Annotated in this window: 21 protein-coding genes and 2 pseudogenes; 13 read left to right on the top strand and 10 right to left on the bottom strand. The window is 60.8% G+C overall.

All coding sequences use genetic code 11. The features are described from left to right. Genes RSE12_02795 through RSE12_02770 form a run of 6 tightly spaced genes read left to right on the top strand, consistent with a single transcriptional unit; the run spans position 1 to position 4,520 of the window. Positions 1–966, top strand: coding sequence for a glycosyltransferase family 2 protein (locus tag RSE12_02795; GenBank protein WRH63278.1), 966 nt, complete (start codon positions 1–3; stop codon positions 964–966). Continuing rightward, the gene (locus tag RSE12_02790; GenBank protein ID WRH63277.1) at positions 956–1,678 is read left to right on the top strand and encodes a class I SAM-dependent methyltransferase; all 723 of its coding nucleotides are present in this window, start codon (positions 956–958) and stop codon (positions 1,676–1,678) included. Before RSE12_02795 ends, RSE12_02790 begins: the two co-directional genes overlap by 11 nt. Then, complete coding sequence (locus RSE12_02785) at positions 1,675–2,628, top strand: ATP-grasp domain-containing protein (GenBank protein ID WRH63276.1); 954 nt, start codon at positions 1,675–1,677, stop codon at positions 2,626–2,628. Before RSE12_02790 ends, RSE12_02785 begins: the two co-directional genes overlap by 4 nt. Position 2,629: 1 nt before the next feature. Continuing rightward, positions 2,630–3,313, top strand: coding sequence for a metallophosphoesterase family protein (locus RSE12_02780; GenBank protein ID WRH63275.1), 684 nt, complete (start codon positions 2,630–2,632; stop codon positions 3,311–3,313). Next, complete coding sequence (locus RSE12_02775; protein WRH63274.1) at positions 3,313–3,699, top strand: GtrA family protein; 387 nt, start codon at positions 3,313–3,315, stop codon at positions 3,697–3,699. The genes RSE12_02780 and RSE12_02775 overlap by 1 nt, the downstream gene beginning before the upstream one ends. Then, positions 3,696–4,520 (top strand): class I SAM-dependent methyltransferase, encoded by an 825-nt coding sequence (locus tag RSE12_02770; GenBank protein ID WRH63273.1) that lies wholly within the window; start codon positions 3,696–3,698, stop codon positions 4,518–4,520. Before RSE12_02775 ends, RSE12_02770 begins: the two co-directional genes overlap by 4 nt. Here the strand turns inward: RSE12_02770 and rffA are convergent. Beyond that, positions 4,517–5,647 carry a dTDP-4-amino-4,6-dideoxygalactose transaminase gene (gene rffA, locus RSE12_02765; protein ID WRH63272.1) on the bottom strand — a complete coding sequence of 377 codons (1,131 nt, stop codon included), beginning with the start codon at positions 5,645–5,647 and terminating at the stop codon, positions 4,517–4,519. The two genes, RSE12_02770 and rffA, sit on opposite strands and share 4 nt — an antisense overlap. Positions 5,648–6,232: 585 nt before the next feature. Between rffA and RSE12_02760 the strand changes: the two genes are divergently transcribed. Continuing rightward, positions 6,233–8,182 (top strand): hypothetical protein, encoded by a 1,950-nt coding sequence (locus tag RSE12_02760; GenBank protein ID WRH63271.1) that lies wholly within the window; start codon positions 6,233–6,235, stop codon positions 8,180–8,182. 20 nt (positions 8,183–8,202) lie between these two features. Here the strand turns inward: RSE12_02760 and RSE12_02755 are convergent. Next, positions 8,203–8,316: pseudogene (locus RSE12_02755) on the bottom strand (IS5/IS1182 family transposase). A gap of 82 nt (positions 8,317–8,398) precedes the next feature. Here RSE12_02755 and RSE12_02750 point away from each other — a divergent pair. From RSE12_02750 to RSE12_02740, 3 genes and pseudogenes are all read left to right on the top strand, one after another. Beyond that, positions 8,399–9,607 (top strand): annotated as a pseudogene (locus RSE12_02750) (IS3 family transposase). A 183-nt stretch (positions 9,608–9,790) separates the two neighbouring features. After that, on the top strand, positions 9,791–10,525 hold the full coding sequence (locus RSE12_02745; GenBank protein ID WRH63270.1) for a Crp/Fnr family transcriptional regulator: 735 nt from the start codon (positions 9,791–9,793) through the stop codon (positions 10,523–10,525). A 117-nt stretch (positions 10,526–10,642) separates the two neighbouring features. After that, the gene (locus RSE12_02740; protein ID WRH63269.1) at positions 10,643–13,039 is read left to right on the top strand and encodes an FAD-dependent oxidoreductase; all 2,397 of its coding nucleotides are present in this window, start codon (positions 10,643–10,645) and stop codon (positions 13,037–13,039) included. Between the two features lie 9 nt (positions 13,040–13,048). Here the strand turns inward: RSE12_02740 and RSE12_02735 are convergent, their stop codons facing one another. Continuing rightward, positions 13,049–17,020 carry an AAA family ATPase gene (locus RSE12_02735; protein WRH63268.1) on the bottom strand — a complete coding sequence of 1,324 codons (3,972 nt, stop codon included), beginning with the start codon at positions 17,018–17,020 and terminating at the stop codon, positions 13,049–13,051. A 290-nt stretch (positions 17,021–17,310) separates the two neighbouring features. Here RSE12_02735 and RSE12_02730 point away from each other — a divergent pair, with 290 nt between their 5' ends. Next, positions 17,311–17,475 (top strand): hypothetical protein, encoded by a 165-nt coding sequence (locus tag RSE12_02730; GenBank protein WRH63267.1) that lies wholly within the window; start codon positions 17,311–17,313, stop codon positions 17,473–17,475. A gap of 166 nt (positions 17,476–17,641) precedes the next feature. Here RSE12_02730 and RSE12_02725 read toward each other — a convergent pair whose 3' ends face one another. Then, positions 17,642–18,433 (bottom strand): DUF1194 domain-containing protein, encoded by a 792-nt coding sequence (locus tag RSE12_02725; GenBank protein WRH63266.1) that lies wholly within the window; start codon positions 18,431–18,433, stop codon positions 17,642–17,644. Next, on the bottom strand, positions 18,430–18,759 hold the full coding sequence (locus RSE12_02720; GenBank protein ID WRH63265.1) for a hypothetical protein: 330 nt from the start codon (positions 18,757–18,759) through the stop codon (positions 18,430–18,432). The genes RSE12_02725 and RSE12_02720 overlap by 4 nt, the downstream gene beginning before the upstream one ends. 211 nt (positions 18,760–18,970) lie before the next feature. Here RSE12_02720 and RSE12_02715 point away from each other — a divergent pair, with 211 nt between their 5' ends. Continuing rightward, a complete protein-coding gene (locus tag RSE12_02715; GenBank protein ID WRH63264.1) occupies positions 18,971–20,953 on the top strand; it encodes an FAD-dependent oxidoreductase in 1,983 nt (660 codons plus the stop codon). Between the two features lie 97 nt (positions 20,954–21,050). Here the strand turns inward: RSE12_02715 and RSE12_02710 are convergent, their stop codons facing one another. The 3 genes from RSE12_02710 to RSE12_02700 form a co-directional block, all read right to left on the bottom strand. Beyond that, the gene (locus tag RSE12_02710) at positions 21,051–21,701 is read right to left on the bottom strand and encodes an RluA family pseudouridine synthase (protein ID WRH64722.1); all 651 of its coding nucleotides are present in this window, start codon (positions 21,699–21,701) and stop codon (positions 21,051–21,053) included. Between the two features lie 5 nt (positions 21,702–21,706). Beyond that, on the bottom strand, positions 21,707–22,603 hold the full coding sequence (locus tag RSE12_02705) for a homocysteine S-methyltransferase family protein (GenBank protein WRH63263.1): 897 nt from the start codon (positions 22,601–22,603) through the stop codon (positions 21,707–21,709). 187 nt (positions 22,604–22,790) lie between these two features. After that, positions 22,791–23,759 carry a hypothetical protein gene (locus tag RSE12_02700; protein WRH63262.1) on the bottom strand — a complete coding sequence of 323 codons (969 nt, stop codon included), beginning with the start codon at positions 23,757–23,759 and terminating at the stop codon, positions 22,791–22,793. Positions 23,760–23,988: 229 nt separating this feature from the next. Between RSE12_02700 and RSE12_02695 the strand changes: the two genes are divergently transcribed. Then, positions 23,989–24,414, top strand: a complete 426-nt coding sequence (locus RSE12_02695; GenBank protein WRH63261.1) for a glyoxalase — start codon at positions 23,989–23,991, stop codon at positions 24,412–24,414. Here RSE12_02695 and RSE12_02690 read toward each other — a convergent pair. Then, entirely contained in the window at positions 24,411–25,208 is a 798-nt protein-coding gene (locus tag RSE12_02690) for a GFA family protein (protein WRH63260.1), read from the bottom strand. The genes RSE12_02695 and RSE12_02690 overlap by 4 nt on opposite strands. Beyond that, positions 25,208–25,660 carry a GAF domain-containing protein gene (locus tag RSE12_02685; protein ID WRH64721.1) on the bottom strand — a complete coding sequence of 151 codons (453 nt, stop codon included), beginning with the start codon at positions 25,658–25,660 and terminating at the stop codon, positions 25,208–25,210. The genes RSE12_02690 and RSE12_02685 overlap by 1 nt, the downstream gene beginning before the upstream one ends. Positions 25,661–25,664 lie beyond the last annotated feature (4 nt).

Genomic DNA, 25,664 nt, shown 5'->3' with positions numbered 1-25,664 from the left:
ATGACAATTCAGCCGTCCCACCCTGCACTTTCCATCGTCGCAACGATGTATCGGTCGGAAGCCTTCATCGAAGAGTTCTGCGACCGCATCAGCCGTTCTGCCGCCGCGATCACCCCTGATTTTGAAATCATTCTGGTCAATGACGGTTCACCTGACGCTTCACTGGATCGGGCCAAGGCAGTAGCCAATCAAAACCCCGCTGTCGTCGTCGTCGACCTATCGCGCAATTTCGGGCATCACGCCGCGATTCTTGCAGGTCTAGAGAATGCTGAAGGAAACTGGATTTATCTGACTGACATCGACTTGGAAGAGCAGCCTGAATGGCTGGCTGACTTCTGGAATATAGCTCAGACCGAAGGGCATGATGTGGTCTTTGGGATTCAGAAGCAACGGATCGGCTCTGCCATGGGCAATTTCGCAGGAAGCGCCTTTTGGTGGGTTCTGAACGCCAGTTCAACGGTCACAATCCCAGCGAACCAGATGACGTGCCGGATCTTTTCAAAGCGCTACCGCGACGCTTTGCTATCCGTGGGGGACAAGGTGATTTACCTTGGCGCTCTTTTCCCATGGGTGGGTTTTAGCCAGAAAGCGCTTGAACTGGTTAAAACGCCTCGACGCGCCGGGACCAGTTCAACCTACAATTTAACGCGAAAATTGCGTCAAACCATCGACTCGTTGACCTCATTCACCGCATCTCCGCTGGTCTCCTTCTTCTTTCTTGGTCTGGCAATCTGGATTGGCTCGATGCTTTATGGTGCTTGGCTTGTCTCTGTTAGGTTAATCTGGCCGAACGAGATATTGTCAGGCTTCACCGCAATAATGTTTTCAATTTGGTTTTTGGGAGGTTTACTCTTGCTTGGTATCGGAGTTGTAGGCTTGTACGTGTCTAAACTTTTCCAAGAGGTGAAGGCCCGCCCGAGATTTATCATCCGGTCGGTCGTGCGGGGGAAAAAAAATGAAATCTAACCTTGATCAGTTTCTCGGCGCCTACGGTGAGGATTTCGCCTATGCTTTTGATAATGCGATCGTCCTCAACTGGTACCCTCAGCGCCTTGTCCAAGCGCATCCTGCAAACTCGCGTGTTCTGGAATTAGGCATAGGACATGGCTTCACTTGCGAACGCTTCTCACTGCACTTTGACCACTACGAGGTTGTCGACGGCTCGCCTGCTATGATCTCCCAGTTTCGGAAAAGCTATCCCAGTTCATGCGCCTTGGTTCATGAGGGATATTTCGAAACCTTCGAACCAGAAGGTCTGTTCGACCTGATCGTCATGGGTTTCGTCCTGGAACACGTAGATGATCCGGAATTGATCCTAAAACGCTTTCTGCGGTTCCTCGGGCCTGGCGGAAAAATTGCTGTGGCAGTGCCGAATGCAGAGTCTTTGCATCGCCGCTTAGGCCACGCCGCTGGCCTATTGCCTGACATGATGGCTTTAGGCGACGGCGACCTCGCGCTTGGCCATCTGCGCACTTACACAGTAGCGACGCTTGATCAGCTTCTCACAGATTGCGGGTATTGCGTCACGCGACGCGAAGGCATCTTTCTGAAACCATTCACGACTGGGCAGCTATCGTCTCTGGATCTTGGGCCAGATGTGCTTAACGCAATGTGCGAGGTTGGGCTCGGATATCCCGAATTGTCGGCGGCCCTGTTATTCGAGGCAACAGCGACATGACAACCGTTCTGGTCACGGGCACCGGGGCAGTGATCGGCTATGGCATCTTGCGCTGTCTGCAGGGGATTATGCAGATCCGTACAGTTGCGTCTGACATCTATGTTCATGCGGCCGGCCAACATTTTGCAGACGTTTTTCATCAAGCGCCGCTGACGCGTGATCCCAGCTATCCAGACTGGTTGTCCAATCTTATCAAGAAGGAAGGAATCGACCTCGTCATTCCGGGCATTGAACAGGATGTAGCCTGGCTCGCCTCAGTCGCTGGCACCCCGAAAGAGCCCCCGACGCTTCTTAGCCTGAATCGGCCCGAGTTTGTCCGTCTCTGCATGGACAAGATTGCCTTTGACAAATTCCTGGCAGATTCAGGGGATCCCGTGCGCATTCCCTCGTCTCTCGAAATGTCTTACTCGCGACTCGTGGCTGACCTAGGCACACCGTTCCTGCTGAAGCCGCGGGACGGCTACGCTGGAAAGGGCATCATTCGGGTACATAGCAAAGCGGAATTCCTGCCCCACGCAGATGAAGTTGGCAAAAAGTATCTTGCGCAACGCATTATCGGAGACGAGTCGCAAGAATACACAGTTTCCGCCTTTTGCGTGCAGGGTGAGATCCGCGCTGTCATTGCGCTGCGGCGGTTGCTTTCGCCCGAAGGTGCTACAGCTTGGGCCGAAACCACTTCTGTTGATCCATTTCTTCCGTCAATGAAGCGGATTAGTGAAAAACTCGGCGCTGAGGGGCCAACCAATTTTCAGTATCGGATCTGCGAGGGGATGCCCATGCTTCTAGAGATAAATCCGCGAATTTCTTCCGCTACATCTATTCGCGCTGCCTTTGGTTTCAATGAGGCTGCAATGTGTGTCGATCACTATTTGCACGGCAGAGCAATCCATCAACCTGAGTTGCGGAACGGGACTGCAGTAAGATATCTAACCGAATTCGTTGCACACTAAGATGATTGCGATTATTTCTGACATTCACGGTAATCTTTCGGCACTTCAGGCCGTTATTGAACGGATTGATAGAATCGGCATCCGTCGGATCGTTTGCCTTGGTGATGTCGCTGGATATTATCCTGATCTGGATGCCTGCGCAGATATCTTGCGAAACCGCAACGTTGAAACCTTGATGGGAAATCACGACTATTACATCGCAAACGGCACAATGTGCCCACGGTCAGATAGCGCAAATCGATGCCTTGATCACCAGCGGCGGACGATGCGGTCGGATACTCTGGAATGGCTTCGCTCTTTGCCAAACAGAGTTCAGTCAGACGGGTTGAATATGGTGCATGCCGGCTGGAATGATTGGTCCGATGAGTACATGGTTCCGTCAAATGAATACTTCTTGACGGTCGAGGGCTGTGCCTTCGCGTCTGGCCACACACATGTACAATACTTGTGGACTGGCACGTCGGCGGTCTACTGCAACCCAGGCGCAGTTGGCCAACCCCGTGATGGCGATCCGCGTGCAGCGTTTGCAACTTGGAACGGAACAGACTTCAGTCTTTTTCGGGTGCCCTACGACATTGGCCGCACCGAAAGGTCGATGCAGGCTGCTGGGTTTCCCGAATACTTTTATGAGAACCTTCGGTCTGGCAGCCGGATCGGCGGCAAAATAGACAAGGCTCCCCTTTAATGAAACACATTGCTTCCGCTGGGCGCAAGTTCATCATCACCGGAGTGCTGGTGAATGCTGCTCTATTTGGGCTATTGGAGCTGCTCTTGCGGACTGGACTCGACTACCGCATCGCCGTCACGATGATTTATGTGCTAGGCATGGTTTGGGGCTATGTACAGAACCGCCTCTGGTCATGGGAAAGTTCTGCGCCCGTTTTCCAATCTTTCGCACGCTACATTTTCGTTTATGCCTTGATCTACGTACTTCACATGATGTTCGTGATGTTTCTGGTGGACGGGCTTTCCATACCTCCTCTGCTCGCAGCAATCTTATCGGCAGTTGTGCTGATCCTCCCGGTCTTCTTCATGCTGGACCGTTTCGTATTTGCAACGAGGACGCCATGATGCATCCCGACACCGAAGCTTTGTTCACAGATCCTGTAGAACGGGCGCGTATCCGGAACGAAGCTGAATTCGGACTGAATGAGATGAAGGCGGCGATAATGGCGCTTCCATCCGGCGCACATGTGCTGGAGGTGGGCTGCGGCACGGGCTACTTGCTCGCAACCCTGTCGTCGCTGCGGCCTGATCTTTACTTTAGCGGCTTGGAACCGATCGGGACGGGCTTTGCCGCTTTCAATGCGACGCTGACAAGGATTGAAGCGGCCTATCCCAATCTTTCCATCCATCGCGCAGGCATAGAGGATTTTCAGTTGCCCGAAGGCACCAAGCGATTCGATCTGGTGTTTTCCGTCAACGTCTTTGAACATGTCCAGAATTGGCGCCGCGCGATACTAGCAGGGGCATATTTGCTATCACCTGCCGGTCGGATGACAATCCTATGCCCGAATTATGCAGTGCCATACGAACCGCATTTCCGGATTCCTGTGATCGTATCTCCATCTTTGACGCGGCGTGTCTTTGCCCGCCACATCGAGCGCGTCGAGACCGAGATCGGGGCGCAGGGGTTGTGGACTTCGCTGAACTTCATAACGGTTCCAGCTGTCCGGCAGTATTGCGGCACGCATGGCCTCGCGGTCGAATTCGACACGGGTGTAATCGCGCGGATGCTGCAAAGGTTGGACACAGACCCTGAATTCGCCCGCAGGCAGGCTGCCGTCGCCGGCGTAGCCCGTCTTTTGCGCCGCATCGGGGTGGGGTGGCTTTTGCAACGCTTCCCGGCAGCCTTCAGTCCCTATATGAAAGCGCTTATTCGGCGTGCCTAGTTGTCGAGGTAGGCTTTTGCAAAGGCGATGACTCCTTCCTGCTCCTGCTGGCTGAGTGTGTAAAACAGGGGCAACCGCACAAGCCGCGCAGAAACATCGTCGGTCGCAGGCAGGGCACCCACATTACGCGCATGAATTCGCCCAGCGGGAGCACTATGCAACGGTACGTAATGGAATGGCGTCGTGATCCCCTTGGCTCGCATATGCGCGATAAATGCATCGCGATCTGCGATATCCCGCATCAGAAAATAGAACATGTGCCCGTTTGACGTACGGTCCAATTGCGGGTGAGGCAGGCGTACGCGCCCGGAAGCCTCATAGGACGCAAACGCTTCGTGATAACGATCGCAGATTTCAAGGCGACGCATGTTCAATGTATGGATATGTTCCAGCTGGCCCAAGAGGAATGCCGCGATCAACTCTCCGGGCAGATATGAGGATCCGATATCCACCCAAGTGTACTTATCTACCTGGCCTCGAAGGAACCTTGATCGGTTGGTGCCCTTTTCACGGATGATCTCTGCCCGCTCGACAAGATCGGGACGATTGATGGTCAACGCCCCCCCCTCCCCCGAAACGATGTTTTTCGTCTCGTGGAAAGAAAAAGCCGCGAGGTCACCCAGACTGCCTGCCGCACGATCCCTGTAGCGCGCGCCCAGTGCCTGCGCTGCATCTTCAACCAGGATTAAGCCGTGTTCATCGCGAATGTGCCCGAGTTCATCCATATCGGCGATCATGCCCGCATAATGGACAGCAAAGATAGCCTTAGTCTTGCTGGTAACGGCTTTCATGGCTTGGGCTGGATCAATGTTAAGCGTGTCTGGGTCAATGTCGACAAAAACGGGAACCCCGCCACGCAAAACCACGGCATTGGCCGTTGAAACAAAGGTAAACGATGGCATGATCACCTCGTCTCCCGGGCCTATACCGGCGAGAAGTGCAGCCATTTCCAGTGCTGCCGTACAGGAATGTGTCAATAGCGCCGCATGGGATTCCGTGATGCGAGCGATGGCGGCATTGCAGAGGCGGGTATAGTGCCCATCTCCTGAAAGTTGCCCTCGCGAAATTGCGTCGCGAATGTAGTCCAGTTCATGACCTACGAATGCAGGACGATTGAAAGGTGTCATTTCAGTACCCCAAAAGCCAAGTTTATCTTTTGCCTTAGTTTGGTGTGTTCGGCAATTGATCTGTCTTAGGGAATCGCCCCTAGGCAAGATCGGCGCATCCAAGGCGGCAAGCGACGGCGACCCTTGGCTTCCACCCGTGGCAGTCAGGAAGGAAAATCACGTAACATCCTGAAATAGCGACCGCAGTCTTTCAGCTGAGCGATCTGTTCCGAATGGTGACGCACTGAGGGAAACACCACCAATCTGGCCGTGCAAATTGCGCCAGCAGGACGAACGGAACAGGCTTTGACACAGGTTCGAATGTCCAAGTATGCTCTTCCACTCGAAAAGCACGTGTTCGCGCGCGTTAAACATAAGCATTGCCAAGATGTACGCCCATAACAGGCGCAGAAAAACAAACACAACATCCGCATGCACTACACGCCTCTGTCCGTCCAGCAGGGTTCAGGTTACTATAGCCAGACATAGTTGGCCAAAATGCCACAAGTTGGCCGAAGCACGCAGTTTAGCCATGATTGACCGCTCTATCGCCATGTGCAATTCAAGAGATCATATTGGACTGTTGACGTTGTTTTTCGGGGAGGGGTGTCGGTGCTGAGCACAAATGAGGACGGAAAAAGGGCGCCAGATACGGCGTTTCTGCTTGCGACGCTCTTTGGAACGCTGCTGTCTTTGGGCGGTGGAATCTTCTTGTTCTGGATACGAAACGCATTCGGGAGCGAAGATTTCTCCATCCCAACCACTGCTTATCTGCGTGCATTTTTATTTTCTGGTGCAATAATGCTCCTCCCTGTCGCCTTCGGGGTGCGCCATGGCTTGCGATCAACTGCCGCACTGCTCTTTGTGCTGCTCGCTTGCGCTTTCATGCCTTCGTGGTTTAAATTTTCCTTAGATATTGCCACAGTGTTGATCTGGTTTTTTGGGATCAGATTGCTTTGGGGTCTGAAGCTTCCAACGGCTACCCAAAGCCTGACAGTTTTGGCCATTGCCACACTTTGCTCTGTAATTTACGGCTTTGTGAACCTTGCGCTAAACTATGCAACTCCCATCGTATTGGAAGCAGCGCTGGTAGGACTAGCGCATCATGATACCTTGTTCCATGCCGCGATAGCAGAGAGCCTCACCAGATTCGGAGTCGCAAGCATCGGTGTCGACGGCCATATTCCCCTCGTCTATCATGTGTTTAGCCATCGTGTGATCGGGGGCTTTGCAGAATGGTTGGGCGTTCCCGCATTACAGGGTTACAGCTTGTTTGTGGGGTTCGTTGCTGTCCCCGTCCTCGTCGCATTGCTACTCCAGGCCTCAGCGCAACTTCTCCCTGCAAAAAGTCCAAACGTCGCCCGTCCGGTGGCAACCTTTTCAGTTCTAACTTGGCTCGCTCTCGGTGGTGCATTGATGTGGCACTCCTACTATGTGTCAGAGTCGTACAATATTTCCCTTTGGTTTCTTATACTTGCTGTCCTTGTGTTCCAAAGAATGTCCCTTGCCTCAACCGAAAAGACCGAGCATATCGTTGCTTTGACTCTACTAGCTGGTCTTGTCGGTCTGGCAGCCCTCAGCAAGATTTCCGTTGGTTTTGTCCTTGGTGCGGCGGTCGCTGCGGGCCTTGCGTTTCAAGGGCAAAAGAAACCGTGGTTCCTGCTCGCATCAGTTCTCGCAGGACTATTGCCACCAATCGCGGTTTATCTTTCCTACCCGGTTTCTGGCGGCACCAACGAACCCATGTTTGTGCCATTTGCCTTCTTTGCCTACGAACGACCAGCCGTTTATGCGCTATTGCTGGCTTCTGTCTTGACTGTGCTTGCCTTGCGTCGAATGCCGGCTGATTCATCACGAAAATCGTTGGTCGTGGCGCTACTCAGCGGAATGTGGGCCGGACTTGGGGCAAGCTATGTGCTGAACGCACCTGCCGGGGCGCAATACTACTTCTCAGACCCGGGCAGTTGGCTGGGAATAATGGTCATTCCAGTTCTGGGCATGGTTCCGCGCTGGATTTCGGATAGGACACCAAAAACTGGCTTTTTGATTGTTTCTGGTATGATCATTGCGCTTCTGGCGCTTCATGACGATAATTTGCGCGGTCTTGAACAGATCAGAACTTGGAGGGCGGCTTTCGCCAGCGCAACTGAGCCTAATGCATCTACACTAAGAGAAGCGTCACTCAAAGAGACCCCCGTAGGAAGAGTCGTCACTTCCGTCATTGACCATAACACCGCTGTGGACGCTGTTCTTATCGATGCCAACTTTAGTGAATTTTGGATGTCCCAAAAAACGTGCTGGGCCGCAAGCATTGTTGTACCCGCGCTCACTGGCAAGCCCATGCTAATGGGAATTGTGCCTCAAAAGTATGGTTGTGAAGTTACGCCATACTACGGATTTGCCGACTACTCTTTATCTGATGGACAAGCATTGGCTAACCCAGATCAAGAAGAAATCTGTCAAATCGCCGCCAAAAGGGATTTTGGGCGAGTACTGCTAATTACCGCAGAAAATTCGATGGTCATCTCCTGCGCTTCTGACACAAATTCGCCCTAGAGTCAGTACTCGTTATTGTTTCATAGCCAGAACACGACAGTTGCTGCGAGAGCGCCGGAGGATTTGAAGACCGTCGGGCATCGGTCGTAGCGGCTAGCGACCAGTCGCCCGTCTTGCAAACGCCCGAACATGATTACGCCCGACAAAGTGCGATGACCTGCCACGGGATTTTTCCTCCATCTGTGATTAGAGTCCCGCCCACAGAGGTAGCGGACGATGAAGAAAACACAACTGACGGAAGAGCAGATTGTTGGCATCCTGCAGGAGCATGAGGTTGGCGCGAAGTGCGCCGATCTCTGCCGCAAGTACGGGATGTTTTAGGGCACATTCTATGCATGGAAGACGAAGTATACCGTGATGACGGTGTCCAACGCCAAGCGGCTGAAGGCGCTTGAGGACGAGAACGCGAAGCCCAGAAAGTTTCTGGCCGAGCAGACAATCAACATGACGGCGATGAAGGAGTTGCTGTCAAGAATGGTGACGCAGAGCCACGAGCCGCCACTGGTGCAAAGCCAAGGCGATACCGTGAAGCGCGAGGCTGTCGCGCATCTGCAGGTCCATCTCGGTCGGTCGGAACGGTGGGCTTGCGAGATTGCGGGTGCGGAGACCGCAAGATGGTGCACCACCGGTCGCAGCGCTCGCCAGACACGGTGCTGCGGGGGCGGTTGCAGCATCTGGGAACGAAGCAGGTTCGGTTACCGGCGACTCTTCGTGTTGCTCAGGCGAGAGAGAGGCGTCGGGATCAACCATATCTATTCCGAAAAAGGGTTAAGGGTGCGAAAATACAAAGCACGCCGCAAGGCATTTGGCGAAAGGGCCTCGATCCGGATCGAGACGCGGGCCAATGCCCGTTGGTCGCTCGACTTCGTGCATGACCAGTTCGGCCGCGGGCGGCGCTTCCGGGTGTTAATCGTGGTCGATTAAGTCACGCGCGCGTGCTTTGCGGTGATCACGGACACATCAATCTCGGGCCGCCGCGTGGCGCGGGAAATGACAGCCCTGATCGAACGCCGCAGGAAGCCCGGAATGATCGGCAGCTAAGACGGCACGGAACTGACCTCAAACGCGATCCTGAAGTAGCGCGCCGAGCGCAAGGTCGAATGGCACGACAGCGCGTCTGTAAAGCCGAAGCAGAACGGCTTTGTCGAAAGCTTCAACGGCAGGATGCGGGATGAGTTTCTCAACGAGACGCTGTTTCGCAACCTTGCCGATGCCCGCGGTCTCATCGCGGCCTGGATCACCAAGTACAACACTCCTAGGCCCCACTTGGCCCTCGGCTACCAGACCCCCGCAGGCTTCGCACTGCACCTGACCACAGCAATCGCGCGCCCCGCTGCACGCGACGAAGGTTCCGCGCGCCGGGCGATTGCTCAATCCGGGCGGAAAGGCGTAAGCCATCTACCGGCTCTGATCGCAGCTGGATGAAAGACCAGTGGCAGGTCATTCAGCCCCACAACACCACCCGCTTGCCTGACGAATCCGTTGCCGGATGTGCCGTCGGCGCATAGGGTTTGTTGGTAATCTAAATTAATTTCCGGTGGCGCGCGACGTGGCTTTGGAAGGGCGGGATCTAAGGCAGTCGCGTGGCTTTTTCGGGCGTGCATCCGCGTGACCCAGGGCAAGCAATCAGATCGGGCCGCACAGAACACCGCAGACCTGCTGCGCCAGTCGCCGGTGCTTTCCGGCGCTGATGAGGCCAGCCTGTCCGCCCTTGCCGAAATGGCGCGCAGCCGCATCTGGGCCGAAGGAAAGACCATCTTTCAGCGCGGCGATACGGATACTTTTCTGGTGGCCATCCTGTTCGGTCGGGTGCGTCTGGCGCTGTCCACGGCGCGGGGGCGGGAACTGGTCCTGAAACATCTGGGCCCGGGCGAAGTGATCGGCGAATTTGCCCTGATCGACGGCGAACCCCGCTCGGCCGATGCCATCGCGGTGACCGAGGTGCGGGGAATAGTCCTCGAACGGCAGGCCTTTCTGCGCGTGGCAGAGGCGCATCCAACCCTTGGCCTTGCACTGGCCCGGCACCTATGCGGGCTGTTGCGCAGCACAAATTTCCAGATGGAATCCATCGCGCTTTATGATCTGCAGATGCGCGTCGCGCGCTTCCTGCAACTCAGCCTGCGCGAAACGCCCGGTGCCGAAGGGCAGGCGCTTGTCCCGGTGCGCTGGGGCCTCAATCAGGGGGAACTTGCGCTGATCGTGGGCGCAAGCCGCCCCAAGGTGAATCAGGTCATCCAGTCGTTTCTCAGCGACGGCATCCTCGTGCGTCAGGGCAACCAGATCCTCTGCGCGCGCTTGGCGTTGGAAAACTACATCGACGCCTATGACATGGGTGCGGATTGACCCCGCCCCAGAACGACCTTCCCCAATCCGCCCTCGCCCTGCCACGGCACCAGAGGCGCGGACCAAAACAAGACTGATGCGTCAGACCACCATTTGAACCAAAGGGAGCATTTCGGAATGGAGCATAACCCATATGACGTCATCATCGTAGGGGCTGGCCTGACAGGCCTGGTGGCCGCCGACACGCTCTTGCACGCCGGCAAAAGGGTGCTGGTGCTGGAAGCGCGCGACCGGGTCGGCGGGCGCACCTACAGCGTGACGGAAACCCAAAAGGGTACCACCGGCACCTTTGATTTCGGTGCGCATTTCGTGGGCAATGAACCGTTTCAGAAGCCTGTGATCGACCTGATCAACACGCTCAACCTCGACATGTTCGAACAATACGAAGGCCCCGAACAGTCCATGCCCACGCCCGAGGAATTCTGGGCCGGTCTGGGTGCAAACCTGCTTTGGGTGGACAAGACCATTTCCGCCTATATCGGCACGACCATTCCACCCGAACCCTCTTCGCTGGCCGCGCTATCCTATCTGCTGGGCATCGCAGACAGCGTCAGGCTCGATTCCGTCGATCTGACGCCGAATGCGGAAATCCTCGATCAGATGTCAGTCTGGGATTGGGTGACAACCTACGACCTGCCCGATTGGGGGCCGCTGACCGACTCGTTCAAATCGCAGCTGCGGATGCTCTGTCGCGTCGGGTTTTCCTGCGAACCCGAAGACATCTCGATGCTCTGGTTCCTGTTCTATCTGAAATCGAATGGCGGGCTGGTCCGGTTCCAGTCGATCCGCTGGCCCGTGCAGGGGGCGCAAGGGTATCGGCTGAAGAAAGGCGCGCAATCCATCGCGCTCGCCCTTGCCGACCGGATCAACGGGATGCAACCCGGTGCCATCATCACGGGCGCGCCGGTCACGGACATCGTCCAGTCGCCCGACAGGGACCAGGTCGAGGTCGTCACCGGAAGAGGAATGTATGTCGGCCGCAAGGCGCTCGTCGCCCTCGCCCCGCGCCTGCTGCAATCGGTGAAATTCGTCCCGCCCCTGCCGCCCGCCCGCACCCTTGCAGCGACGACGATGCAGAACTCGACCATGATCATGGCCTATGTCCTGTTCGACACGCCCTTCTGGCGCAACGATACCACCACCTACACCTCCGGCACCGCCAATGGCCTGCCCTTCGACAACATCTCGAAATACGGCCTGTCGGGTGACGTGCTGCTTGCGGATTGGCCGGTCAGTTGGATCATGGACAATACCTCGGCCGAAGGCATTCCCGCACTGATGGCCTTCATCGTGGGAAAAGAGGCCGAAGATTACCGCAAAGGCACCTTTCAGGACCGCGAACAGATCGTCATTGATACCATCAGCCGGTGTTTCGGCCCCGCAGCGGTCAAGGCCAACAATCCCGTCTACCGCGAAATGGACTGGACCGGTGAAACCTATTCCCAAGGCTGCCCCGCGGGCCACTTCCCACCCAAGACATTCCTTCCCGCACTGAGCGGGCTCTTGTTACGCACACCCGGCGCGGGACCCTTCGACCGCGTGCATTTCGCCTCGACGGAAACCGCCTCCATCGCCAATGGCTACATGTCGGGCGCGGTCTGGTCGGGAATGGAAGTCGCTGCCGATATCATGCAGGCGCTCGACAGCCAGATCACCTGGTCGCGGGATACCTTCCTGCGCGAAATTGCCATGCGCGATGCGGTCAAGGTCATCATGCAGGCCATCAGCCTTCAGAACCCGATGATGGAATGGCCCGCCCTTGACGAGCACTGCGATTTCACCGGCCCCGGCGGCAAGGCCTTGCCCGCCGATCATTACATCGGGCGCGAGGGCACCGTCGCCTTCTATGCCCGGCTTGGGTTTTTCATCACCATCTCGCGGCTGAACGTCGATTGCATCTCGGTCGATGCGGCCCACAATATGGCCTATGCCGAGTTTACCGTAGATGGCGTCGCCAACAGCACCCAATTGCCCTTCTACGGGGTCAAGGCCCGCATGGTGTTCGAATTCACCGATCCCGCCCAGCCCGCCGCCCTGATCGCGCGGGACTGGCTGGTGATGGACACGGATGAAATCGACCGGATCATCTTTGGCACCCCATTCGATCCCACGATCCAGTCGGAACTCACGCAAGAGGCGACAACATTTGCCAAAGCCCTTTCCGCCGCCCTGCAAAACGGAACCCCCGTCACCGATCCGTGCTGCGCCCGGACGGTGATAACCGGGCCGGGCGGCAGCGGCTTTCCCAAAGGCCCCTACTTTGGCCTTGCCGGGCTGGGCGAGGTATCCAACCTGATCAGACGCCCGAACTTCATGACCCAGTGGTCATCGCAAAGCTGCATCACCGACATTTCCAACCGATCAACAGTCATGACATGGATCGTGCAGGGTCAGGGGATCGGGTCCGGCAAGACCTTCCAGCAGCCACTGGTGATGGTGTTCCGCTTCTCGAACGAAAACGACCTGACGCTGGATTCCCTCAGCATCGTGACCGACAGCACGATGCTCGCCTGACGGCGGGCGTCACAAGGTCCAGCACAGGGGTTGCACAAGCCCCAGTTCGCCCAACCGTTCCGCGCAGCGGGCCGCATGTTCGGCCCGCTCACCCGGCGTCAGCGCAGAAAGATGCGCCAGCCTGTGTTCCGCCATAGCCGCATCAAAGGGCATCTGAAACACCATCGCCGCCGCGACGGCCCGCCGCCAGTGCTCTGCCGCCCTGTCAGCCCGCCCCTGCATCAGCGCCGCGTCCCCGCGCGCCAGATCACGCCGCGCCTGTGCTGCCGGATAAATGCCCGCCAGCGCGGCCGATTTCTTGGCGAAAAAAGTTGATACCCCGGTCAGGCTCGCATCCCCCGGCCGTCGCCGCAGCAGCGCGCGGATCGCGTCCAGAATAAACCCGATGGGGTCAACCATATAGACCTGTGGATCGCGCAGCCCTGCATACAACTCTGCCGCGCGCAGCAGATCGGTCATCGCCGCTGCATCCCGCTGCCCGCGCAGATGATCCAGACAGGAAAACACCCGTAGCGCAATTTCGTTGCTCGCCGCCGCATTCAGCCGGTTCAGATCATCGCGATACAGCGCGCGCAACCGCTCCAGCAGCCGGTCGCATTCGTCAATCTCGTTGCAGGCCGTCATGTTCTTCAGCCGCCCCGTCAACGCCCAGAGCATCACCTGCGGCACCCCCCGATCACGACCGGACTCGAACACCTCCTGATCTACGGCATCCGCGGTCCGGAAATGCCCCCGTAAGCGCCGGATGTTGCCAACTGTGGAAACCGACACTTCCCAATCCTTGATCTCGCGCGCCGAAACGGCCGCGCGGATCGACACCTGCGCCTCTTCCTCGGCCAGATCCCACCGCCCCAGGGCGAAATCGTAGTTCGACGCCACCATATAGACCCATGACGTGGTCGCCGCATCGCCCAGCGCCTGCGCGGCCTCCACGGCCAGCGTGCGGAACCGGTCCCCGTCGATCAGCGGCTTTGCGTGAATGCCGATCATCGCCGTGCCCGCATAACCGCGCGCCAGTTCCGCGCTGGTCCCCCCCGCCCGCAGCGCAAGGTTCATACCCACTAGCGCGTGATACAGCAGCCCCGGCGTATCCTGCCGATCATAACAGATCTCGCCAAAGGTCAGATGCGCCCGCGATGCTTTCAGCACTGCCTCGCGATTGGCGGGCTCGGCCCTGCGCGGCTGCCCCCGGCTGGCCTGCAACCGCGCATAGGCCGCCAACGCCCCCGCCACGCGCCGCGCCGTCCCCTCGGCCGGCCGCCGGAAACCCGCTGCCATCACCGCCTTCAGATGCGGCTCTGCCTCAAGGAAATTGCCCAGCGACCGCAGCGCCTCACCCGCGATGGCATGCCATCCGACACGGCGCATCGGCGGCATATCGCCCCCTGCCAGCGCCAGCGCGCGATTGCACATCGTGACCGCTTCCCTGTTGGCCTGGTTTTGGATCGCGGCCCGCGCGGCCTGATCCAGATACTGCATCGCCCGCGCCTCATCCCCCGCCCGGTCCCAGTGGCGCGCCAGCAGCGCATCGCGCGCCGTGCCGCCACCCCGCGCCTCGATCTGCTGGGCCACTCCGCGATGCAGCCGACGCCGCTCATCACCCACAAGCAGATCATAGGCGGCGTCCACAATGGTCGCATGGTGAAAGCGGAACCGCCCCCCATCCACCCTGTCCACCAGCCCCGCCGTACAAAGTTCCTCCAGCGAAGTATCCAGTTCACCCCCAAGCTCGGGCAGCAACGCCGCCAGAACCTGCCGGTCAAACACCCGCCCCTCCACGCTCGCCGCCTTGATCGCCACCTGCGCCGCAGGGCCAAGGCGCGAAATCTGGCTGATCACCATCCCCCGCAACCCGCCCTGCACGGCCACCGCATCCCGGCTGCGCGACACGTTCGGCACATGGCAATGCCCCATCGACACGACGATCCGCCCCGTCTGCACGAATTGCGCCGCTGCGATCTTGGCGTAAAGCGGATGCCCCTCGGCCAGATCGCAGATCTCTGTCGCAATCTCCCCCGGCAGGTCGACCACCCCCAGATGTTCGGTGACCACTTCCACGATTTCCTGCGGCGCCAGCGGCTCCAGCCGGATCGTCTGCGCCGTCTCGGCCCGCAACATGGCCACCGCATCGGCGGGCAGGTCATCCTCTGGCACGGCCCGCGTCAGGATCAGCACACCGATCCCCGGCCTTGCGCGCTGACAATCCACGATCAGCCGCCATGATGGCGCATCCAGCCAGTGCGCATCCTCCACCACCACGCAGCAGGCCGCATCGGGCAATCCGCGCAAGATGAATTCAGCCGCCAGTTCCCGCGTCGCCTGACCGCGCGCCACGGGCGACAGCGCCGCCGTTTCCGGCGTTTCCGGCAAATCGGCGGGCAGCACCGCATTCAACAGCGGCAGACGGCCCAAAAGCGCGTCCTCTGGCAGAACACGCCGCACGGCGGCCATAACCGCCCCGGCATCCGGGGCCTCTGGCAGGCCCAGCGATGCCGCCACCAACCGCCGCCACGCATGAAAAGCCGACCCGTTTCGCAAACTGTCGCCTGCAATGAACAGCGGCGTCACCCCGGCCTCTGCCATGCGCCCGGCGGCCACGGTCGCGATATGCGATTTGCCGATTCCGGCATCGGCAATCACCCTGACAACCCCCGCAGGGCCAGCCCCGCCACAGCGCAGCGTCATCGCCAGAATGGCGTCCAACTCCCGCGCCCGCCCCACCATCCGGCGCAGTCGCGGCCCTTCCTGCACACGTTCCGTCACGGGGTGAAAGAAACGGAATGCAGCGCGTTCCCCTTTGGGAACAAAGGCCGCAACTGGGGCAAACTGGAACCGCCGCGCCGCAGCCTCCGTCGTTGCCTCGTCACACAGCACATCGCCCCCGGCCCGCAACAGCGCATTGGCCGCCGCATTGATCGCCCGTGACAGGATGGAATACTGGCGAAACACCGCCGTGCCGATCTGGCCTGCGAACATGTCCCCCGTGGCCACCACGATGGCCACATCCGCCTGCTCTGCGCCCAATTGCACCCGCAGTTGGCGCGCCGCCATGACCGCGCGTTCCGCATCATGTTCTGTCGCCTTGAAGGCCAGCCCCCAGGCCGCCACCAGCATCAGGCCCTTGTCATCGGTCTGCACGCTCAGCACAGACCCGCCAGCCTCGGCCACCACCGTCTGAAACCCTTCAACGATGCGCTGCAAAAGCGCCGGATCACGCGTCACCTCGGCGCTGGCGCGCATGATGATCGCGCTCGCCCGGCGGTATTCGGCCAGCCAGGGCTGAATCCCTCCATCCCCCGCAACCAGCCATTCGGGCAGAAACGCCGTGGGTGTTTCCCGCACGCGCCGCACGGCGCCCGCCCTGAAAGCGGCTCCCGCAACGCCTGCCCCCCACGCCTGCGCCTGCGCGGTCACAAAGGGCGTCCCGGGCTTTGCCTGCTGTGCGATCTGCGCAAGGCGCAGGATCGGCCCACCCCCCAGAACCCCGAACCAGCGCCCGCCGATGCCGCCCGCAAAGGCCACCGTCACCTCCCCGGCATCAAGGCACAGCCGCATCGGCAACACCTCTTCCCGGCCCCTGCCCGCTGCATCGGCCTGCCTCTCCGCAATCGCCTCGGCGCAGGCGCGGGCGGCTTGCGCCATGTCCCGGCGATCCGCCCCCGTCCATGTGGCCAGAATCGCATCGCCCGCGATACAGGCCACCGCTCCGCCATGCGCATCAATCGCTGACAGCACCCCGTCGAACGTCGCGCGGATCAGCCGCTCCACATCTTCGGCGCTGCGGCTGGACTGGCTTGCGAGATCGGCCGTCAGCCGCGAAAACCCCGCCACGTCGACAAACAGACACACCGCCTCAATCTCAACCTGCACAGCTTCCGGCGCGCTCAGGCCACTGGCAGAAAAGGCCTCGGCCACGATCGGGGCCACCCAGCCCGACCGTGCCGCACCCGTTCCGTCCGCGCTGACAAGCGTGTCTTCCATCAGATTTCGGTCATCCGGTGCTTGGGGCCGCAACAGCGGCCGGATCACACTCGCACGGGCACCGATATCGCAGCGCAAACCTTTGATGCGCTCGTTCCTGGCCGAGCAAGCGCCTCAAGACTGTATCGGCAGCCCCGGCCAAATCCACAGGCATCTTGTCGCCCTGCCACCAATTTCGCGCCCCTGTTCCCTGCGGAACAGACGGGAAAGCCCGGCTTGGGCAATTTCGCCTCATCCGCAGATGGCCTGCGGACGGTCAACCGATCCATCGCACAAGGGAATCCCGCGACATGAAGAAAACTCTCCTCGTCACCCTGCTCCTCTCCCTCGGCCCTGTCGCCGCTTCGGCAGGCACCACCACCACCGACAACGGTCTGTCGACCATGCTGGACAAGGCCTGCGCCCTGCAGCCCGGCACCTGCGCAACCGTCGAGCGTAAGGCAATGTTCTACTGAACCACCACAGGCGGGGGCACCGACAGGCCGCCCCCGTCTTCCCCTTTCAGCACCAATCCATTTGGCGACCATGTCGCACCCCTGCTTTCCATCCAGAACGCATAGAACGGCCACAGGGGGCATCGCTTGCGATGCCCCCTTTTTCCTTTCCCATCCATCATCTCCGCTACATCCGACGTGACCCATCCATAGGGTCACCCGTCGCCATCAACTCGCGCTGCAACTTTTCGATGATCGCATCGCCGAAATCCCGCATGGACCTGATCGGAATGACAAAGGCCGTCTGTCCCACCGTCACTCGGCTTTCGAAATACTCCGCCAGACCGTCATCATCGGTTTCAATTGCCAGTGCATTGATCGTCACACCCATCGCCTCGGCCCGCTGGCGCAGTTCGGCCAGCGTTGCCACCGGATGACGCATGCGCATGTGCATTTGTCGCCCATCGCCAGAGACATCCACGATCTTGCGCAACGCACAAACTCCCGGCTCTGACAGAATATCAAGGGCGACCTCAATCCCGCGCGCCAGCCCGGTATTGCCCGTCACCTCGCGCGTCATCCCCTCCATCTCCACGGCCAGCCGCTCTGCACCCGCCGCATCCACAATGCGCTGAAAGGGAAGTATCTGCGCGCTCATGTCGCCATCCCCCCATAAGACAACGGCGATATCCACCACCCCCGCCATCCGCAGCGCCAGATGCACCTCACCGCTGCGAAAGGCCGACGCATAGCCCTGCATCTGCAGGGCGTAATCCGCATCATCAATGCTGCCCGATCCGTCAATCGCCAGAACCAGCGCCGTATCCGCACAGACCACCTGATCCGGCAAAGGTTCCGCCGCAAAGGACGGCCCAGCCGCAACCGCAAACCAGACCACCCCCGCCAGACCAATCCCGCGCAGGTGCCCCATGGCACCCGTCCGCCGGGCCGCACCCGGGTAACCGATGACAAACATCATCCCACCGCAGGGCGGCTGTCGGTGATTGCTGCGCTGTCCGCATTCAGTCCTTCGGTCAGCGTCACCTGCGGCGGCATCACACCCTGCGCCACCGCAATGGCCGTTGCCGCAAAGGCCACATCCGCCGCCCGTCCGCGCGTGGCCGGGGCAAAATGGCCCCGCACAAGCTGCCACCGCCCCCGAACCCAACCCATCGGCGACCATGCGCCCGCCCCTGCCAACCCGGCCTGCGCCAATTCGGCATCATCGGCCTCGCGCGCCGGCCCGACAGCGCCCGAAGCCCCGACCATTCCAACCACAACCTTGGCCATTGCGATGTTCATCATTTTCCGTTCCTCCCGCTGGATCGCGCCTTTGGGCGCTTCTGAACGGACCTTGCCTTGTCATTGACACATGCGCTGTTCCCTGCGGAACAGCCGGGCCGGTTCTTCACCCAGGCAGGCATCCATGCCGCCGCCCGACATTCTTCTGTCGCCCACGCGCCTCACACCCTGCACAAAGCATCCGCTAGGCTTGCCCCAACGCAAGGAGGCCGCAATGCCCGCCAGCCAACACCCCCACCTGACCAGCCCGATCACGCTTCGCGGGACCACGCTGCGAAACCGCATCGTCTTTGGCGCGCATACCAACAACATGTCCGACATGGGCCTCCCCGGCCCCCGCACGCTGGGCTATATCGCCGAACGCGCCAAAGGCGGCGCAGGGATGATCGTGATGGAACCCGTCCCCGTCCATCGCACAGGCGTGCTGACACGCGGCAACTACCTGCATGGCACCGATGACATCATCCCCGCCTTCCGCAAGGTCACAGACGCGGCCAAGGCCGAAGGCGCCGTCATCCTCCAGCAGCTTTACCACATCGGCGCGCATGGCGATTCCGATCTCAGCTTCCAGCCCCACTGGTCCCCCTCTGGCCACGCCAGCTATCACGACAGCGACGGCTCCCACCGTATGACCGAGACAGAAATCGAAGAGCTGATCGACGCCCACATCGCCGCCGCGATCCGCTGCCATAAGGCGGGCTTTCAGGGGGTCGAGGTCTGGGCCGCCTACCACTCCCTGCTGGATCAGTTCTGGACCCCATGGTCGAACACCCGCACCGACCGTTGGGGCGGTTCTCTCGAAAACCGCACCCGCTTCTCGCGCAGCATCATCGAAGGCATCCGCCGCGCCTGCGGTGACGATTTCATCGTGGGCCTCGCCGTCTCCACCTCCGATGCGCATGACGTGACGCTGTCTGTCGAAAGCCTGGCCGAAATCGTCGCCCTGCACGATGCGACAGGCCAGATCGACTACGTCACCTGCGGCCATGGCGGCTATCTCGATTTCGAACGCCTGATGCCCACCTTTCTGTTCGCCGAAAAACTCACCGCCCCAGTCACCGAAATCCTCAAAGGCGTGGTCAGACACGCCAAAGTCACATCCGAGGCGCATGTCAGAACCCCCGACAATGCCGAAACCATCATCGCCTCCGGTCAGGCCGACATGGTGTCGATCGTGCGCGGCCAGATCGCCGACCCCCACCTCGCCGCGAAAACGATGGCAGGCCGCAGCAGCGACATCCGCGCCTGCATTTCGTGCAACCAGATGTGCTGGGGCAGGCGGTCCCGCGACTACTGGATTTCCTGCCTCATCAACCCCAGCGCGGGGCGCGAATGGGAATGGGGCGGTGACCGTTTCACCCCCACCGCCGCACCCCGCCACATCCTGATTGTCGGCGCAGGCCCCGCAGGGCTTGAGGCCGCCCGCGCCGCCGCCGAACGCGGCCATACTGTCGAAATCGCCGAGGCCGCCCCGCGCATCGGTGGCCAGTTCCGCCTTGCGGGCGAACAACCCCGCCGCGCCCAGATCCTCGACCTGATGGATTGGTACGAACGCCAATTCGCCAAACTCGGCGTCACCCTCCATCTCAACACCTTCCTCGATGAATCCGACATTGCCGCCCACCCCGCCGATACCGTGATCATCGCCACCGGCTCCCTCCCAGACCCCGACGCCAAACAGCGCTGGCTCCCCGCCCTGCCGCAACTCCCGGGCTTAGAGAACGGCAATGTCTGGTCCGCTGAAGACGTCATGCGCCGCGAAGCCCGCCTTGGCGATACCGTCATCCTCTATGACGAAAGCGGCAACTGGCGCGGCGTGGGCACCGCATGGCACATGGCCGAACAGGGGAAAAAGGTGATCCTCGTCACCCCCGACCCCTATGTCGGGAAAGAGATCACACGCACCTCCGCCGACGCACCCGCCCGCCAGCGCCTCGCCAAACTCGGCGCGCAGTTCCTGACCGAACACGTCATCACCCGCTGGCATGGCAACGGCGTCACCGTGAAATCGGGCCTGACGGGCGAAGAAACCACCCTCCCCGCCTCGGCCCTCGTCATGGCGACGACCAACATCGCCTTCGACCCCTTCCCCGAAACCTTCCCCGGCAAAGACACCCACCGTATCGGGGATTGCGCCGCACCGCGACAGGCCCCCTATGCCTTTCACGAAGGCCGGAGGATCGCCCTTACCCTCTGAGCTTCATCTGTTCTAAAATATCCTCGGGGGGAGGGCCGCGCTTGCGGCCCGTGGGGGGCAGACAGCCCCCCGCCACCGCCCGCCGCCCGCGCACCGGTCAGAACGGACAGTCCGCCGCAAACTCCACCCACGTCCCGCCATCCGGATGGTGCAGCCCCAACCGCTCTGCATGCAGCATCAGCCGGGGGTAATCCCGCGCCGCGCCTTCGGCATAGATCGGATCGCCCAGAATTGGATGACCAAGTGACAGCATATGCACCCGCAACTGATGGCTGCGCCCAGTTTTCGGATACATCCGGACCCGCGTCTCGCCATCCCCGCGCGCGATGACCTCCCACTCCGTCACCGCAGGGCGGCCCCGCTCATGGTCAACCTTCTGGCGCGGCCGATACTCCCAATCGGCGCATAGCGGCAGGTCCACCTGACCGCGATCTTCGGCCATCACCCCGGCCACCCGTGCGACATAGGCCTTCTTCGCCCGCCGCTTTTCAAACTCCTGCCCAAGGTATCCCTGCGCCTGCTTGTCCCGCGCAAAGATCATCACCCCTGACGTATCGCAATCCAGCCGATGCACCAAAAGCGCGCCGGGGCGAAACACCTCCAGCCGCGTCATCAGGCAGTCATCGCGCCCTTCCAGCTTGCCCGGCACGGACAGTAGGCCCGAAGGCTTGTCCACCACGATGATCCGCGCATCCTCATGCAGGATCACCGGGTCGCCCGCAGGCGGGTCATAGGTGAAATCGGCCAGCAGGCTCAAACGATCCGATGCCCCTTTGCCTTAAGCGCCGTTGCCAGCGCGGCGATATGCGCAGGCCCCACCTCGCAGCACCCCCCCACGATCGTGGCCCCCATCGCCACCCAGGACATCGCAAATTCGACATAGCGCGCAGGCGTCAGGTCATGACGCGCACAGTAATCCGGCGCGCCGCCATCTTCGGGCAGCGGCAGATGCGAAATCTCGGAAAATCCGTTGGCATAGGCCCCAAAGAGCAGACCCAGCCCCTTCAACTCGCCCAGCGCCGCCATCATCGCCTCGGGCATAGAACAATTGGCCAGCACCGCCGCTGCAGGCGCGGCCTTCAACACCTCGGCCAACCCGGAAACAGGCTCGCCCGACCGCAGCTTTGTCCCATCCCGGTCATGCACCGAAACCGACAGCCAGACCGGCTTGCCCGCCGCCTGCGCCCCGATCAGCGCCCCCCGCGCCAGATCGAGCGACGACATCGTCTCAATCAGCACCACATCCACATGCGCCGCCATGATCCGCGCCTTTTCGGCATAAAGCGCCGCCGAAACCTCAACAGGCGGCGTCAGGTCGGGGCGATAGCTTTCGCCAAGCGGCCCCATCGACCCGGCGATGATCCCCCGCCCGGCCCGTGCCCGCGCCTCATGCGCCTCCATCAGCGCACGCAGATGCAGGGCGTGGAACTGGTCATCCATCCCCACCCGTTCCAACCTGTCATGCAGGATGTTGTAGGTGTTCGTTGTGGCGACAGAAGCCCCTGCTGCAAAGTAATCATCATGGATCGCCGCAACCATCCCGGGATGATCAATCATCACCCGCGTGGCCCAAAGTGGCGTCGGCTCATCCCCCGACCGCGCCACCAGTTCCTGCCCCATGCCACCATCCAGCAGCGTGATCTCGGCCATTGCCCGCACTCCCCGTTCCAACGCTATCTCCGCGCGGCATCGGTGAATTGCGCGTCAAAGGCAAGCATGAACCGCGCAGAACAGCGGGGCTGACCCGCGAGAAAAGAAAGCAACACATCGCGCCCTCACAGAGCAAGCGTCAACGCCTCACCCGCCGCAGGGCCAAAGCTCCCTGCAAGGTCACCTGTCAGGCCAACACACCCAGCGCCACCAGCCGATCCCGCAGGGCCTGCTCCAATGCCCCCGCCAAGGGATCAACATCAACCAACGCGGGCCTCCAGTCGATCGTCGCGGCGCTATCCGGCGTGTGAACCGGCAGCAGACCATCCAGAAAGTCAAAGCGCGTATCGTGGTTCCGCCGGCACAACACCACCGGCACCCCCATGGCCAGACAGGGGGTGGCAACATGCAGAAGCGGCGTCAGAACCAACAGCGCCTCTTCGCGATAGCGCGCAAGAAGATGCTCTTCATAACGTACGATCCACCCGCGCGATTCCGGCAAAAGCGGCAACTGGTTCACGGGCAAACGGTGATGGATGAACTCGGCAACATCCAGCAGATCGGGCGGAACGTGGCGCAGCACCTGCGGCGGCAGGGCCCCTTTGCCCTCGCCATAGACCACCAGAAACCGCTTTCCGCGTTTATGGGCAGGGCGTCGCGGCAGGGTCAGGGTCACACAGCCCGTGACAAAGGCCGGAATGCCTTCGGCCGCCAAAAGCGCGGCCGTGGCCTTGTCGCGGCATCCTACGGGACCATGGCGCAAGAACCAGTCGCGATGCGCCTGCACCAACGCCGCACTTTTCGTGCAAAACCCGATGAAGACCGGGGTGATCCGGTCGGAAACAGGAAAGTTGCGATCATAGAACACGCCGTTCATCAGCAACGCGGCAGGCGGGCCGTCATAGTCGGGCAAGGTGTCACGGTCGATACCCGGCACGTCAGCGGCAGTCAGGCCCAAACGCTCCAACACCCCGCGCGCCGCGATGGTTTGCGCGCAATCGCCCAAATTGGCGGTGTAAAAACCATTCTTCGCCAACAGCTTCGGGGATGTGTCCGTACCCGCATAGCTGAATTCCAGCACGGCACAGATCATTGCGGCGTCGTCCACATCACAGCAGGCCTCCGGCCCATCAATCGTTACAACCGGCAAAGCCACGCCACTGCCCAGCCTGTGACAGTCCTTGAAACCCGGGCGAAGTTCAAGCGCGGGGATAGCGGTCCAACCCAGGCTCCACACCTTTGAAATGACCCAAGGCCAGCGTCACCCCCAGGGATCTTTGCGCCACCGGAACCACCGCCTCCGCCGGAAAATGGAAAGGGAACACGCCAAAGCACGATTGACACAAGCATAAAGGTCAGTAATTTTGACCTTATCGGAGGAAGCCATGGATTACGACACCATCCCCGCCCCCGCCTTTGGCCACAGCCTGCGCGCAGTCAGCGTGAACCTTCTGGTGCGCGATGTTCTGGCAGAAGTGGCGTTTCTCACGCAGGTCTTCGCGCTGACCGCCCATCGCAGCAGCGCCGATTTCGCCATCCTTCTTCATGCAGGCCAACCGATCCAGCTTCATGCCGATCACACCTATGGCGCCCATCCCCTGCTTGGGCTCTTGCCCGAAGCGCCGCCCCGTGGCGCGGGGATCGAACTGCGCCTGCACGAGGCCGACCCCGACCTTGCGGCGCAGGCCGCGGCGCAGTTTCCCGATGCGGTGATCCTGCAACCCCCCGCCGACAAGCCCGCCCATGGCCTGCGCGAAGCGGTGATCCTATGCCCCAATGGCTATGCCTGGGTGCCCAGCCGCCGCCTTTAGCCCCAGCCGGGGAATTGCGGCAGGCCATCGGTGATATCGTAATGGCCGCCCTTGTCGACCACGAAGATATGCGCGGCCAGCCGTCCGCCGGTTGGCCCATCCACCGCCCCGGCTTCAACCGAAAAGGCACCGTCCGCCGCGCGGAACCACAGGCTTGATCCGCATGCCTTGCAGAACCCTCGCACCCCGCCCCCGGCCGTGCCGTATTCGGCCAGCCCATCCCGCGCCTGCCATTCCACCGCTGTCTCATCCACATCAAAGGATGCGGAATAGTGCCCCGAAAGGCTGCGGCATTGATGGCAATGACAGGCCGTGATCTCGCCCGCCGGACCGGGCAGGGTGAATCGACATTCGCCGCACAGGCATGACGCCGCCAGTTGCTCGGGCGCGGGCCCCGCCTCGGGCGGCGGTCCTTCGGGGGCGTAGTAATCCCCCGCATCCCCGGCATAGATGTGCTTTGCCACCTTGATCGACAGCGGCCCCTCCAGCGCTCCGGGGGAAAAGCTGATCTCATGCTCCGCAGGCGTGCCCCAGTCGAACACGGCATCCGCCTCAGGCAGCCAGAACAGCGTGGCCCCGCAGTCCCCGCAAAACCCCCGCTGCGCCACGGGTGAGGAACGGTACCACCGCAACCCCCGCCCCTCGGTCACCCGCCAGCGCGCCACCGGCACCGATGACGCGGCCCAGAAATGCCCGCTCACCTTGCGGCATTGCGTGCAATGGCAGGCCAGTGCGTCGCGGATGGGCCCATCCACCTCAAACCGCACGGCCCCGCAATGGCATGACCCGCGCATCAGGCCGCGTCCCGAAAGACCTCGGCCAGCAAGGGCACGATCCACTCCTCATCCGCCGGGGTAAACGCCGCAGCCGTGTCGCTGTCCAAATCCAGCACCCCCAGCAACACCCCCGCCCCGTTCCACACCGGCACCACCAGTTCCGACCGGGTCGACGATGAACACGCGATGTGATCCGCAAACGCCTCGACATCCGGCACGTTCAGTACCTGCCCCGTCCGCGCCGCCGCCCCGCAGACCCCGCGGGAAAACGGAATGACCAGACAGCCATGCCCGCCCTGATACGGCCCGATCTTCAACAGGTCCGGACCCACCACCCGATAGAACCCCGTCCAATCGGCAAAGGGGTGATGGTGGTGAATCTCGCACACCACCGTCGCCATCAACGCGACCGCATCCGTCTCACCCGCGCAAAGCGCGCGGATGCTTTCCGTGATCGCATCGTAATCCACCTGA

The sequence above is a fragment of the Fuscovulum sp. genome (assembly GCA_035192965.1).
Classification (GTDB): Bacteria; Pseudomonadota; Alphaproteobacteria; order Rhodobacterales; family Rhodobacteraceae; genus Paragemmobacter.
This window is presented reverse-complemented; position numbering and strand designations above follow the sequence as displayed.

What these genes read in the sequence shown, in the direction of transcription:
- RSE12_02780 (WRH63275.1), top strand. Translation starts at nt 2,630, where the DNA reads ATGATTGCGATTATTTCTGACATTCACGGTAATCTTTCGGCACTTCAG.
- RSE12_02795 (WRH63278.1), top strand. Translation starts at nt 1, where the DNA reads ATGACAATTCAGCCGTCCCACCCTGCACTTTCCATCGTCGCAACGATG.
- RSE12_02715 (WRH63264.1), top strand. Translation starts at nt 18,971, where the DNA reads ATGCCCGCCAGCCAACACCCCCACCTGACCAGCCCGATCACGCTTCGC.
- RSE12_02735 (WRH63268.1), bottom strand. Translation starts at nt 17,020, where the DNA reads ATGGAAGACACGCTTGTCAGCGCGGACGGAACGGGTGCGGCACGGTCG.
- RSE12_02725 (WRH63266.1), bottom strand. Translation starts at nt 18,433, where the DNA reads ATGATGTTTGTCATCGGTTACCCGGGTGCGGCCCGGCGGACGGGTGCC.
- RSE12_02695 (WRH63261.1), top strand. Translation starts at nt 23,989, where the DNA reads ATGGATTACGACACCATCCCCGCCCCCGCCTTTGGCCACAGCCTGCGC.
- RSE12_02730 (WRH63267.1), top strand. Translation starts at nt 17,311, where the DNA reads ATGAAGAAAACTCTCCTCGTCACCCTGCTCCTCTCCCTCGGCCCTGTC.
- RSE12_02720 (WRH63265.1), bottom strand. Translation starts at nt 18,759, where the DNA reads ATGATGAACATCGCAATGGCCAAGGTTGTGGTTGGAATGGTCGGGGCT.
- RSE12_02740 (WRH63269.1), top strand. Translation starts at nt 10,643, where the DNA reads ATGGAGCATAACCCATATGACGTCATCATCGTAGGGGCTGGCCTGACA.
- RSE12_02785 (WRH63276.1), top strand. Translation starts at nt 1,675, where the DNA reads ATGACAACCGTTCTGGTCACGGGCACCGGGGCAGTGATCGGCTATGGC.
- rffA (WRH63272.1), bottom strand. Translation starts at nt 5,647, where the DNA reads ATGACACCTTTCAATCGTCCTGCATTCGTAGGTCATGAACTGGACTAC.
- RSE12_02790 (WRH63277.1), top strand. Translation starts at nt 956, where the DNA reads ATGAAATCTAACCTTGATCAGTTTCTCGGCGCCTACGGTGAGGATTTC.
- RSE12_02705 (WRH63263.1), bottom strand. Translation starts at nt 22,603, where the DNA reads ATGGCCGAGATCACGCTGCTGGATGGTGGCATGGGGCAGGAACTGGTG.
- RSE12_02770 (WRH63273.1), top strand. Translation starts at nt 3,696, where the DNA reads ATGATGCATCCCGACACCGAAGCTTTGTTCACAGATCCTGTAGAACGG.
- RSE12_02775 (WRH63274.1), top strand. Translation starts at nt 3,313, where the DNA reads ATGAAACACATTGCTTCCGCTGGGCGCAAGTTCATCATCACCGGAGTG.
- RSE12_02690 (WRH63260.1), bottom strand. Translation starts at nt 25,208, where the DNA reads ATGCGCGGGTCATGCCATTGCGGGGCCGTGCGGTTTGAGGTGGATGGG.